Here is a 12253-nt window from a genome sequence, read left to right as displayed (position 1 = left end):
GTGCTCTCAGGTTTGCTCAACGAAAACTAAAACCGACGGAAGAGGAAGTCATTATGTCAAACCAATCGACAAGCTGGCGACATCACTATATCACACAGTTCTACCTGCAGCAGTGGGCACTTGATGGCGGTAGACTGTGGGAGACGAAAAAGATCGCCCACAACCAAAAGATCGTCTCATATCCCAAGTTTCCAAAAGAGACAGGATTTGCATCTTACCTCAACACACTGGAGCCTGATCTTGTGACCATTTCGGACCCGAATGCCCTTGAGAAGCGCCTTGCAGTTGAAGACGACAGAGCTTGCCACGCTCTGAACGCCTTGCTGGAAGCCGACAGATCTGGCGTGCCGATAGAGATCAAGCGGGCATGGGCGTGGTTCATGTACCTTCAACGTGAGCGACACCCCGAAAAAATGGCGCGCCGAATCGAACTGGGCGAACAGATTCGCGAGGAAATCCTGACCAGTACACCCTGGCTGCCACCGGACAGTACCGTACGCGATTTATTCTCACCTGAAATGGTGCGCAATCTTGCGCGCAGTTGGATGGTTAGCTCGGCTCGGGAGCAGGACTGGGAGAGCCTAGCCGAATGGACCTGGTACATTGTGGGAGGACGACGGGACTTCATCACCACAGATTCTCCGGTGCTTCTCAATGCGGCTCATGGTGAGGCAGAAGAGGCATCAGTCTACATGGTATCCATGGCCTTATCACCAAAGCGATTGCTTATATGTGTTCCGGCATCATGGGCAGCCGAAATCGACGACGAATGGCTCGGCGTTGTAACCACCATGCACAACGGACTACTGATTTCGTTGGGGCCAAGCTATATCTACTCATCTGTGGCGCTAGGCGGGATGTCAGAAATCAATCTTCTTGCGATGGCGGCCCACTGTTTGAAGCCCTATTGCGAGCCTGGATGAGCATTCGGGTCGGCAGAATGCCGTACTGGGACAAGCGGGTCCAAAATTGGCATTCGCTCTCGATGAGAGGGTCTGGCGGCCACGCTCATACGGGACGCGCCGCGAGGCTCACCTTCGCGGCGGTCACGGCCGCCTGCCAGCCGCAGGCTGAAGTCCTGCCCGGTCGAGGCGAGTCGCCAGCCGGAAGCGATGTGCTTCTTGAACTCCTTCGGCTGGTCCCGTCCTAGCACCGAGGGTCCTTCAGCACACCCAGGCGAACGAGGCACCGAGTTGGTGGCGGTCAAGCACGCGGTCAGGCCGTCGAAGTGGAAGCCTTTGAGCGCCTCGGGGGCGTGTGGGCCATGGGGCGACGTAATAGGTGAATCGTGAAAGGCGCCCAGCGCCGGCTACGACCTCGTGCCCGAGGTCGTAGCCGGACCCGGACACGTCGAGAAGCCGAACAACTCGTGGATCGAGGGGAGGCCGACGCCAGCCGGTGGTGGTATGCTTCTCAAACCAAGGGATCGCTGTTCATGCCCTCCAAGGAAGAGACGGACGCGATGTTCGCGGCCCTCGTGTCGAACGGCATTGAGTTCATCGAGAGTTCCATTGCCGAGCTTGGGGCGCGGCCCAGTTTTTCTGTTGCTCACTTCGCCACGGGCGTCGAGCTCTTGCTCAAGGCGCGTTTGTTCGGTGAGCACTGGACGCTCGTCGCCCATGACCCGCATTCGTGCGCTTGGACCGGAATTAAGGACGGGTTGGTGACGACGGTTGCCGCTTCCAGCCTGTGCGCTGCGGTGACCTCGGTGACGGGGACTTCTCTGCGAGTCGAGCAGGACGTATTCAGCAAAGTGTTCGCTCACAGAAACCGCGTGCTGCACTTCGTTCCAGCCGATGACATTGCGACCACCGCGGCCGAGCAGTGCCGAGCCTGGTACCTCCTTCACAACCTGCTTCGGCGGCGGTGGTCGTCGGTGTTCGTCTCCTTCGCTGACAAACTGGACGAGATCGACAACAGGCTCCTCGCGCACCGGCCATACCTCCAGGCGCGGTATGATGCCACCGAACTCCAACGGCGAGGGCTTGATCACGCTGGCCGGCTGTTCGAGTGCCCCGCGTGTCGGTACCGTGCGGCGGTGCTTACGCCTGCAGCTGAACCCGTCTCCGATTTCGAGTGCCTCGTCTGCAAGACACGCGGCCACGTCGCGCTCGTTTCATGCGGCCGTCATCTCTCGCTGGATGAGATTCCCGCGGAGTGTGAATGCGGTGCGGAGCATGATCGGGACGAACTTCTTGAGCGCCTCGACCCGACTCCCGTCCTCGGTCCCAAGGAGTCGCTGACCTATTACCCCGACCGGTCCTACTGTGGCGAGTGTCTCGACCCCGAGGTCAGCATTGTGCGTCAACGGAGCGTGTACGTGTGCGTGGCGTGCGGCCAGACCTTCAAGCCCGACGACCAAAGCGAGTGCCAAAATTGCGCGGAAACGTGGTTCGGCTATGACACGGAGTCCAGCGCGTACACGGGCTGCGAGTGGTGCAATGGTCCCGAACATCGCGACTGAGCTGCAAGATCGCCACAACCAGCGCTATACGGTCATGGATGCGGGCAGGAGGGCTAAACGGAGCCCTGCTTCAACGCGAGGGTTCTACTCGAGCCAGGCCGCCGGAAGATGACGACGATCTCGTTGGGCTAGCGCGCCACCGATGTCTAAAGTCCAAGCAGTTGACCCCCCAGCGCCCCCACGGGATCGCAAACTCAGGCGTGAGTCCCGCGCGAGTGGGCCAAGGAGGTGGAGTCCGTCATCGATCCCCAAGCTCGCTCCCTCGGACAAATTCGCCATTATTGGCCCCTTGCGATGGGCGACGGACGGATAGTTGCCATAAGGACCCCGACCCCAATGGGATGACCGTTCAGGCACCGCACTGCGCCACGATGGCTGCGTTGCTCGTCAGTTACGTAGCCCCGTTACGCGCCCTCCTCGCGCCTGCCCTCGTGGCGCAGCCCGGCACCTGAATGGCCATTCCATTGGGGTCGAGGTCCAAAGGCCGGAGTCATTCTGGCCAACGCAGCTCAATCTGATCCAGATCTGACCTACACCATGCATTCTCGGGAAAGGGAGCCCCCTTCGGCCACCATTGGGCCTTTACAAGACAGCAATACCACCGTATTTTGCCAGCCTTTCGCGTGGGGCGACAGAATAGCTTGTCATCCACCCACTCCCCGTCGTCGTTGCGACGTTGGACGGAAACATAGCCCTCGATTCTTCGCCCCTCAAGATAGACGCCGTCGGGTCGGCGCTCAATTCTGTTGGATTTGGTCATTTTGGTCTCTATACGAGGCAGAAACGGGTGCCATTCCGCTGGGCCTCGGGCGTAATCGCCCGTCCGTTCTGGTGTCCCTTGTCTTCCGAAGTGCAACCAGTCGTATAAGTGGTACAGGTAGCAAATTTCGGGTGGACCCTCGGCGTTCCTTCCTCACGCTGACCCTCCCGCGGAGAGCGACTTACTCCGCCGGGGTGTCCTCGACCTCGACGTGGTAGCCGAGGTAGGCGAACTCCGGTGGCACCACCGGGGGCGCCCTCTCCCCCACGAGCTCGGCCACGGCTCGCTCGAGCGGAAGCGGCTCCCACGGTGACTGCGGGGGCCACGGCTTGCCCGCTCGTACGGGCGCGAAGTACTTGGCGTCCACCACGGCGAGCTGCTGGAGAAGGCTCCGCCCGTTGGCCACACGGACCTTGGCCAGGTTCCACGTACATCCCGGGAAGCTTGCCTCGAGCAGCCCCTGGACCAGCCTCACCCGCGACGTGGTCCTCACTCGGTTGCGGATCCACGACTCCGCCCACGCGATCCACGAGACGATGCTGTCGACGGTGATCCGCGTGCAGTCGTCCCACACGTTCAGCCCGTGGCGCCGGGCCATCAGTGGCGACGAGCCGTTCGACGAACCCACCTCGAAGCCAACGTCGCCGTTTCCCTTGACGTACAGCGGCCCGGGACCGGGCCCGGCCTCGGGCGGGGTCACTCCCTCCAGCCCGGCCTCCGCCCCGGGCGGATCCGGCTGCGGCTTGGGTGGCATCGGGAGGAACGGCTCGACCGGCAGCACGCCGAGTGCGTCCACGTAGGCATTGGCAGCCACACGGGAATCGTCGTCGCTCTCCTCGATCCCTGCCCCGAGCTTGACCGCGTCCTTCTCGGCCTCGGTCGCCGGGTGCTCGGCGGTGGCATGGACCCGCCACCGGATACCGGTCGATAGCCCAGTCAGGTCGATGGTGTACGGCCCTCGCGTGTACTCGTCGTAGGGCTTGGGGAGCCAAGGCTCGGTGGGCTTGGGCCCGGCGGGCTTTGGTTCCGTGGGCTTCGGAGTGCCTCCGCCCCCGGGCGCGGGTGTCTCTCCACCTCCTGGCGCGGGCGCATCACTGCCCCCGCTCGAGCTCCCGCCGCCGTTGCTCGAGCCACCGTTCGCGGCGGTGCTCGCCGAGCCCCCAGCCGCGAACGCGACCGTCCCGATTCCCGCAGCCCCCATCAACCACAACCACTTGCTCATCACGTACCTCGTTCTTCCTTCAAAGCACCACGTCGCCCCCGCCGGGCACTGCTCCGAACCCTCGCGCCAGATCGTTCGGCGCCACCGGCCGCCCCTTCGGCCACGCGGGTACCCGCCCTCGCAGCGCCCGGGGCAGGCACTCGTAGACCAGCTGCGAGCACACCAGCCCGCCCACCGGCCCCTCCTTCGGGACGATCAACCCCAGCGCATCGTAGGGCTGCCCCACTCGCCCGCGGACGCACCCATACAGCTCCCGCCCTTCGCACAGCGGTAGCCACACCCGCAGGCGGCCGCGGTCGCCGTACTCGGCCTCGAGCACCCGCGCCACCCCGAGCCCGGGCCGGCAATCGATCAGCAGCGGCCGCCCCTGGTCGTCGGCCTCGCACCCATCGATCGCCACGTGCGAGAACCCGTGCCCGCCCGTCGCCTTGTCGAGCAGCGTCGACTCCACCCCGTCGGGCTCGAACAGCACGATCGACACCCCGCATGCCGGGCGGATCGTCCCGACCGCGGTGCCCTGTCCCGATCCGCGCGCCAGCGTGAGCACGGCCAGGGTGAGGCCCACGCCGACGACGGTGCCCGTCAGCAACGTCATGCGCCCTCCTCGGCCTCGCCGCCCTCTACGACGAGCTCGGCGGTCCCGGGAGGCAGCGCATCCCGGAGGATCACTCCCGACGCTGTTGCGATTCCCAGACGCGTCGCTGGGCGTTCTCGACCTGCACGAGCAGCACCGAGCGCTCGATCTTCATCGCTGCCTTGGCCCGTTGAAAGCGGACGGCCGTCACGTACTCGAGCACCGTTACGAGAACCAAGACACCGATGCACGCCAGGCCCAGCAAGTAGCCCAGCAGGAGGCCGATCGAGTCCAGCGTCTCGAAGCGAACGCAGGCAATGAAGAAGATGCCGGCGGTCGTGAAGGCCACTACCTCGGCGACCGCGCGACGGAGCGACGGAACCGGCTCGTGGTCCTTCTCGAAGGCCATGAAGGGCTTCTTGCGCACTGCCCACTCTCGGTCGACCCGGTCGAGGTCGTTCTGGAGCTGACGCACGCGTACGTTGCGCGTCTGCCATTCCCGATCGAGCTGCGCCCAGTGCGTCTGCCACTCCCGATCGAGCTCGTTCAGTCGATCGTTCAAGTGCCGCTCGTTGGTGCTCTCGAGCATCGGGCAGACGATACCGACGAGACCCAAGCGTCATGCCCACGATCGTCCTGGCCGGCGTCACCCGTCGTCCTCCTCGCCCAGGTCGTCGAGCTCGACCTCGATCTCGTCGTCGTCGTCGAGCTCACCCGCCTCGCCCCCTGCCACGCCCGCGCCCGCCAGCTCGTCGGCCGACACCGCGACCACGACCACCTCGGGCTCCTTGCCGAACACCCGCCGAAGCAACAGCCCCGCCGCCGCCGCGCCCAGCGTGAACACGACGCCCTTCACGAACACCGCGGCGAGACCCTCGCCGTCGTCTTGGGTGCTCACCGTCGCCCGCTCCTTGGCCCGCGACGCGATCGCGTGCCCGGCCCGAACCCGAGCGCCCGTTGCAGGCCCAGCCGCACCAGCCAGCTCGCGGCCGCGGCGGCACCGTTGGGCTCGTCCATGCTCACGGCCAGGTCAAGGCCGGCGATCGCCTCCTTGGCCAGGGCCATCGCCTCGGTCCAGCCCATCTTCTCCGGTCCGAAGGTCGTGGTGCTCGGCGGTGGCCAGGAGCATTCGGGGAACAGCAGCGTCAGCGCCTCGACGATCGCCGGCTCGGGGTTGGTCCGCAGCTCGTCGAGCTTCAGCGCCCACTTGGCGAACTTCAGCTTGTTGTCTATCCCCCACGCCTCGACCGCATCGGGGTCGACCCACTCGAAGTGATCGCAGCCCTCGTAGCGGATCCCATGCCGCACGCCGCTGTCCTGCAGGCCCTTGCCCTTGTTGGGGTCGTCCTCTTCGGTGGCCGCGCTGGCGGTGCCCACCGCGACCACACCCACGCCCAGCAGCACCGCCGCGGCGATTCCCCACTTCACGCTCGCTTTCATGTCGTCCTCCGTTCGTTCATGCCGCTTGCAGGCGGTCCAGCACCTCGGCCCCCGTCACCGGAAGCGGCGGCGGCCGTCCATCGAGCCACGACGCGGGCAGGCCCACCTCGGCCGCGTCCTTGGCGAGTTCCACCCGGGCCTTGGCTAGCACCGCCAAATCACCGCCTTTGGCCGGCCGGCCCCACATGGTTCGCAGGTTGAGCCACGTGGGCACCTTCGCGAAGCCGTCCCAGCGCATCAACCCGCGGGCGAAGCCGACTGCCATGGCCAAGGCCACCCGCGGCTCGAGCACCGACGACGGTGGCAGGCAGTAGAGCTCCTCGCCGAGCTGGGCCAGGCCGTTGGCGGGGAGCATCCCGAACCATCCGCCCGACCCGAAGGTGTAGGCGTCCTCGGGGTGGCCGCATCCTTCATAGCGCTCGCGGTTGCGGTCGAACGCCTTCGCCGCAGCCGCGGCCTCGCTCACCGAGTCGTTGACGGCCTGCGGATTGCCCTTGCTCTCGCGCCATGCCACCAGCGCGAAGAAGTCTCCCCACGCCGCGGGCAGGCCGGCCTCGGCCGCCAGCCCCCGCACGGCCGCGACCCGGTACGCGCCCTCGCCCGTCGCCACGCCCGAGCTCGCACCCGCCGTGCCCGACATCGACACGAACGCGACGATCCCCGCCACGACCGCCGCGCCCCACACCGCCGGGCTCTTGCTCCGCCGACTCATGCGACCGCCCCCCACCAGTGCGCCGGGATCGGCTTGCCCTTGTTGACGGCGAAGCTCTCGCCGCCCCACTGCAGCCCATGCTTGCGGATCGCCCACGCGCCGATCTCCCGCCACACATCGGGCCCGGGGTCGTTCTCGCGGTTGGGCCCGCCCTGCCGATGCGCGTAGATGTGCGTGAGCCACCCTTGCCGCCGCAGCGCATCCACCAATGCTCGCCCGCCCTCGATCTGCGGCTGCTCGAGCTGGTCCATCCCGAACTTCTCCCCGCCCCAGAACGCGTCGGGGTTGGTGCTCCCGGCCCGGCTGGGCAGGTTGCCCGCGAATTCCACCGACACGCTCTCGGAGTTGAGCCCACCCGCCGCCGGCAGCCGGGTGGTGTGGTCGTGCAGCCAGTAGATGCCGCCATCGGGGAGCACCACGTAGTGCGCGGTCACGCCGTCGTAGCGCTTGGGGTCGTTGCCCCGCGAGAACCCCATCTGGTGCAGCACCAGCGCGCGCACGTCCGACGCCTTGCGCGTGGTCGTGTGCGATGCCGCATCGTCGGTCAGTCGCGCATGCTTGCGGCGGTCGACGATCTTGCCGCCGTTGGGCAGACGCGAGCTCGAACGCTGCGACAGCGTCAGCAACAACGCGCCGAGCCCGGCCACGGAGATCCAAAGCGGAATCATGACGCTCACACTCCCGGTTCGAAGGCGATCTCGTCCGACCACCACTCGTGCAGATAGAGGTCGAGCCACAGCATGAAGTCCTCGAGCCAGTCCTTGAGCCCATCGCCCCAGTCCTCGGGGTTGACGTCCATGCAGGTCGGCGCGCCGTCGAGCGACATCGTGGAGGCCTGCCGCAGCAGCTCGGCCGTCATCCGTCGCGTGGCGGGCAGCGGCTTGGGCAGCCCGCGCTCGGTCCAGTGCGTCTCGACCCACGCATCGAAGATCGGCACCGAGGGCAGCTCGCGACCGTTCATGTACCAGTCGATGAAGCCCGCCACGGTGTTCTCGTAGTGGACCTTCAAGACCGCCTCGAGCTCCTTGCCGACCTCGTAGTCCTCGTACTCGCTCGGCTCGATCGCGTAGACGTCGAAGGCATCCTTGCGCGGCCGGAACAGGGCGCCCTCGACCACGCCGTCGCACTCGGGGGCGATCCACAGGCCGTTGCCGCTGAAGTCGAAGTCGCCCCACAGCTCCGCGCCACCGGAGCCTCCACCGAACACCTTGCCCTTGCCGCCGGGCCCGGGGTTCCACGGATCGGTCGAGCCGCCGCCACCCGAGCCACCACCGCCACCCGAGCCGCCGCCACCACCACCGGGCCCACCGCCACCGGGCAGGAGCCCGCCGCCGCCTTCGGCCGCGGAGGCCAGCCCGCCGAGGGCCAAGAGGGCCCCCACTCCGGCCACGATGGCCAATCCCTTGCTGCCCTTGCGCTTCCTCATCGTCGTCCCTTTCGTCGCTTGTGTCGTCGCCACAGGAGCACGCCGCCCACGGCCAGCGCTCCGGTCATCAGCACCCCGCCCAGGCCACCGCCGGCCTGGTCGTCGTCATCGCCCGGGCCGTCGCCCGAGTCGGGCTCGCGCTCCGGATGGCTCTCGGGAAGCGGCGGGCGTTGGTAGTAGGCCGCCGCCGCGTCGAGCATCTCGAGCACGCACGTGCCGTCCTCGGCGACGGCGATCGCCTCGCGGATCGACGGCTCCCAGGACAACCCGTCGAAGTCGAACGGGTTGAGCGGGTGCTTCACCTCGTCGAGCTTCTGCGCGAAGTCCTGCAACAGGAACAGGAGCTGGTCGCGCTCGGGGTACGGCCCGGGAACGGGCGGCTCGTCCATCGTGGCCAGATCGTTCTCGATGGCCAGCAGCCAGTTCCAGCGTGTGAACACCTCGCGGGCGACGGCGTGCGCCACGTCGTACCACTCGTCGTAGTCGAAGATCGTCGGCGGCCACGTCCACGGATCGGCGGGCGTCTTGCCGTCCTCGGTGACCAGCAAGTGTGCATACGAGCTTCCGCAGGTCATCGGGCTTCCTTCCCGCGTGCGCGTCGCCGCCACCAGAAGACCCCGCCCACCGCCAGCGCCCCGGTCACCACCACGGCACCCCAGCCCCGACCAGCCGCTACGGGCGAGCGCTTGGGGCGACTCTCGGGCAACGGCGGTCGCTTGTAGTAGGCCGTGGCAGCGTCGAGCTGCTCGAGCACGCACGTGCCGTCGCGCGCCACCTCGATCGCCTTCTTGATCCCCGGCTCCCAGCTCAGCTCGAGGACCGAGCTCGGATCGAGCAGCACGTGCGGCAGCGCCTCGAGCTCGGTCGCGAACGCCTTCAGTAGCGTCAGGAGTTGGCCGCGCTCGGGGTAGGGTCCGTCGACCTGCGGGTCGTCGAGCTTGGCGAGCTTGTCCTCGATGGACAGCAGCCAATTCCAGCGCTTGAAGACCTCGCGGCCCACGAGGTGCGCCACGTCGTACCACTCGTCGTAGTCGGTGGGGCCCGCGTACCAGTCCCACGGGTCGTCGGGCGTCTTGCCGTCCTCGGTGACCAGCAGATGCGCGTAGGTGCTTCCGCAGGTCATCACTCCACCTCCAGCTCGCCGTCCGAGCCCGGGCAGCCGAAGTCACCCACCAGCGCGCCGCTCAGGTCGTCGATGCCCAGCCACATCACCCACGGCGGCGGGTTCTCCATCGAGGAGCCGTCGTCCCACTCCATCCCGGTGGTGGTGAGCACCTGGCCGGCCGACTCCCACAGCACCTCGCGGTCGATGGGCGGCATCCACAGCAGCTCGTAGTCGCGGTAGCTGCCGTCGGCGGGGTTGCCCGCCATGGTGATGTTGCGGAAGGGGGCGAAGCGATCCTCGATCCGCTCGGCGGTGGGGCCGTGCACGGGCCGCAGCAGGATCGAGCGCCCGTTCTTGCTCGCGTGCGAGACGGTGACCGGGTTGGCCCCGTACATCGCATCGTTCCAGCCGCTGCATTGGATGAGATCGATGATGCGCAGCCGCAGCTTGTCCTGCTTGGCGATCGCCAGCGCCCACGCGCTCGCGTCCTCGTGATCGAGGCCGCCCACCTCGCTCGCGGCGAGGTAAGCCTCGGAGAGCAGGTAGCGGTAGGCGATCGAGTAGGTGGAGTTGGTGCCGCCGAAGCGGTCGTTCTCGACGACCGGATAGAAGGTGCCGCCGCGGGGGTAGGGGTCGAGCAGCTCGGACCACGGTGGGTCGAACTCGTCATCCGGCTCCGGAAGCACGGGATCGTCGTCCTCGGGCGTGTCGATCGGCGGCATGGGGCCGTCGGTGGTGCCGGGCTGGGTGGGCTTGGGGGTGGGCGTGGTGCCGCCGCCTCCCTTGCCGCCACCGATGTGCTTGCCTGGCTGCCAGGGCTCCGGGTCGGGGTCGTCGTCGTCCGGCGGAGGCGGTGGAGGGAGATCGCCGAAGGGGTCGTCCGGCGGAGGCGGTGGAGGGAGATCGCCGAAGGGGTCGTCACCCGTGCTCGAGCCGCCGCCGGTGTCCGAGCCTCCGTCGTCGGAGCCACCGCTGCCACCGGAGCCCGAACCGCTGCCCGAGCCCGAGCCGCCGCTCGATCCACCGGAGCCCGAGCCGCTACCCGAGCCACCGCTACCTCCGTTGCCAGACCCGCCCGAGCTGAGCGCCCCCACGGCCAGCAACCCGCCGCCCAAGCTCATCAGGCCGATCAGGCCCCATCGTCGTCGCTTGTTCATACGCGCCTCATCCGTTCGGTTGGGTCGATCAGCCGGTGGCCGGCCAGGTGGTACGCGTGCCACTGTCGCCACCGGTCCAGCGCTCCCTGGGGCAGCAGCACCACGCGGTGCTCGTCGCGGGCACGCGTGGGCGCGACGCCACGGAGCTGGTCGAGCGCACGGGCGTGGCCCACCGAGATCGCGGCGATCGGCCCGCACGATGCCCACATGCGTGCGAACACCAGCGGGGCGTCCTGGAACACCGCCTCGATCGCCGGCGCATCGGGATGCCACCGCACCCCGGCCATGGCTGCGCTGGGCGGAGGATCGCGATACGCCGCCCACTGCCGCAGGTACCAGCGGCAGTTGTGCTCGGCCAGCACGTCGAGCATCCCCTCGAGCACGCCTTGGCTCGGGAGCTCGGCCAGCCGTAGTGACACCTGGTACACGTGCGCGCTCCTTCACGAGGTGATGGTCCAAACGAGGGTGAACAGCCGCGCCGCCGCATCGGGCTCGATGCGCAGGTGGGTCGCCGACGGCACGTCGATCTCCATGCGCGGCCGGTCGGGCGACCACGCCACCAGCCCCAGCGGCACCGCCATCACGGGCGGGTCGCCGCGCAGCCACCGGAACACGGGCGCGGCCACCAGCGGCGATGCATAGGCCGTGAGCCGCCGTGCTCCCGCGGGCACGCGCTGCACGTGCGCTCGGCCAGCGGGGACGTGGAAGGACTCGGTGAGCAGCACCGACGCGACCCCGCGCGAGGCCTCGAGCCGCATCATCCGCACCAGCACCTGGCTCTGGAACAGCAGGCCCTGCTGCGGCGCGACGGGTCGGCCGGTGTCGAGGAGCACGCTGCCCTCGGGGGCGAGCAGCGCCACGTGCAGGGCCTCGGTGTAGAGCTCGAGCGACTGGCCCAGGTCGAGCTCGTAGGCCGTGCCTCGGGCCGAGTCGGTGGTGGTGATCCGCAGCCGCATCACCGACCGTCGGGCGAGGCTCAGCCCGCCCACGCCCGGTGGACCGATCGGCACGGCTGCCCACCGCAGGGCCTCCTGCACCGTGCTGCCCACCATCCACAGGTGCTCGCCTCCGCGGCACTCGGTGGTCCACGTGCTCACGGTCTCGGTGATCGGGCGCAGGCCCGCCGCCGTCCCGTCGTCCGACACCACCCCGAACACGGCCGCCCCGGGCGCGGTGCGACGCGAGACGTACGCGGCACCCAGCCGGGGGTCGTCGTGCTCGGGGTTGGTCGGGGTCATGGTGCTGGTCCTCGGAACGGCGGTGATCGGCGTGGGCGCGCAGGGGCCCACGGAGGCCTCGCTCGGCTCTCCGCGCGGTCGGATCTCGGCCCGCGGAAGCCTTCGCTCGGCTCTCGGCTCGGCCGCACGTCGGCTACGCGCGGCCTCGGGTTGCT

General features: G+C 67.9%; 15 protein-coding genes. 2 read left to right on the top strand and 13 right to left on the bottom strand.

Features of this window, described 5'->3' with window-relative positions:
* Window positions 1–53: 53 nt before the first annotated feature.
* Window positions 54–923, top strand: a complete 870-nt coding sequence (locus OEB96_RS26570; RefSeq protein ID WP_266219546.1) for a DUF4238 domain-containing protein — start codon at window positions 54–56, stop codon at window positions 921–923.
* Between the two features lie 512 nt (window positions 924–1435).
* A complete protein-coding gene (locus OEB96_RS26565; RefSeq protein WP_266219545.1) occupies window positions 1436–2464 on the top strand; it encodes a hypothetical protein in 1029 nt (342 codons plus the stop codon).
* A 941-nt stretch (window positions 2465–3405) separates the two neighbouring features.
* Here the strand turns inward: OEB96_RS26565 and OEB96_RS26560 are convergent.
* From OEB96_RS26560 to OEB96_RS26500, 13 genes are all read right to left on the bottom strand, one after another.
* Window positions 3406–4446, bottom strand: a complete 1041-nt coding sequence (locus OEB96_RS26560) for a hypothetical protein (RefSeq protein WP_266219544.1) — start codon at window positions 4444–4446, stop codon at window positions 3406–3408.
* 19 nt (window positions 4447–4465) lie between these two features.
* A complete protein-coding gene (locus OEB96_RS26555; protein ID WP_266219543.1) occupies window positions 4466–5041 on the bottom strand; it encodes a hypothetical protein in 576 nt (191 codons plus the stop codon).
* A 70-nt stretch (window positions 5042–5111) separates the two neighbouring features.
* The gene (locus tag OEB96_RS26550; protein WP_266219542.1) at window positions 5112–5609 is read right to left on the bottom strand and encodes a hypothetical protein; all 498 of its coding nucleotides are present in this window, start codon (window positions 5607–5609) and stop codon (window positions 5112–5114) included.
* 57 nt (window positions 5610–5666) lie between these two features.
* Window positions 5667–5918, bottom strand: a complete 252-nt coding sequence (locus OEB96_RS26545; RefSeq protein ID WP_266219541.1) for a hypothetical protein — start codon at window positions 5916–5918, stop codon at window positions 5667–5669.
* Complete coding sequence (locus tag OEB96_RS26540; protein ID WP_266219540.1) at window positions 5915–6460, bottom strand: hypothetical protein; 546 nt, start codon at window positions 6458–6460, stop codon at window positions 5915–5917. The genes OEB96_RS26545 and OEB96_RS26540 overlap by 4 nt, the downstream gene beginning before the upstream one ends.
* Before the next feature lie 16 nt (window positions 6461–6476).
* Entirely contained in the window at window positions 6477–7172 is a 696-nt protein-coding gene (locus tag OEB96_RS26535) for an Ntn hydrolase family protein (RefSeq protein WP_266219539.1), read from the bottom strand.
* The gene (locus tag OEB96_RS26530) at window positions 7169–7840 is read right to left on the bottom strand and encodes an N-acetylmuramoyl-L-alanine amidase (protein WP_266219538.1); all 672 of its coding nucleotides are present in this window, start codon (window positions 7838–7840) and stop codon (window positions 7169–7171) included. The genes OEB96_RS26535 and OEB96_RS26530 overlap by 4 nt, the downstream gene beginning before the upstream one ends.
* Window positions 7841–7845: 5 nt before the next feature.
* A complete protein-coding gene (locus OEB96_RS26525; RefSeq protein ID WP_266219537.1) occupies window positions 7846–8598 on the bottom strand; it encodes a hypothetical protein in 753 nt (250 codons plus the stop codon).
* Entirely contained in the window at window positions 8595–9173 is a 579-nt protein-coding gene (locus OEB96_RS26520; protein ID WP_266219536.1) for a hypothetical protein, read from the bottom strand. The genes OEB96_RS26525 and OEB96_RS26520 overlap by 4 nt, the downstream gene beginning before the upstream one ends.
* Complete coding sequence (locus OEB96_RS26515; RefSeq protein WP_266219535.1) at window positions 9170–9721, bottom strand: hypothetical protein; 552 nt, start codon at window positions 9719–9721, stop codon at window positions 9170–9172. Before OEB96_RS26515 ends, OEB96_RS26520 begins: the two co-directional genes overlap by 4 nt.
* Window positions 9721–10860, bottom strand: a complete 1140-nt coding sequence (locus OEB96_RS26510) for a hypothetical protein (protein ID WP_266219534.1) — start codon at window positions 10858–10860, stop codon at window positions 9721–9723. The genes OEB96_RS26515 and OEB96_RS26510 overlap by 1 nt, the downstream gene beginning before the upstream one ends.
* Complete coding sequence (locus tag OEB96_RS26505; RefSeq protein ID WP_266219533.1) at window positions 10857–11288, bottom strand: hypothetical protein; 432 nt, start codon at window positions 11286–11288, stop codon at window positions 10857–10859. The genes OEB96_RS26510 and OEB96_RS26505 overlap by 4 nt, the downstream gene beginning before the upstream one ends.
* 12 nt (window positions 11289–11300) lie before the next feature.
* The gene (locus OEB96_RS26500) at window positions 11301–12098 is read right to left on the bottom strand and encodes a hypothetical protein (RefSeq protein WP_266219532.1); all 798 of its coding nucleotides are present in this window, start codon (window positions 12096–12098) and stop codon (window positions 11301–11303) included.
* Window positions 12099–12253: the final 155 nt, after the last annotated feature.

The organism is Paraliomyxa miuraensis (assembly GCF_026337845.1).
In the GTDB taxonomy this organism is placed as follows: Bacteria; Myxococcota_A; Polyangia; order Nannocystales; family Nannocystaceae; genus Paraliomyxa; species Paraliomyxa miuraensis.
This window is presented reverse-complemented; position numbering and strand designations above follow the sequence as displayed.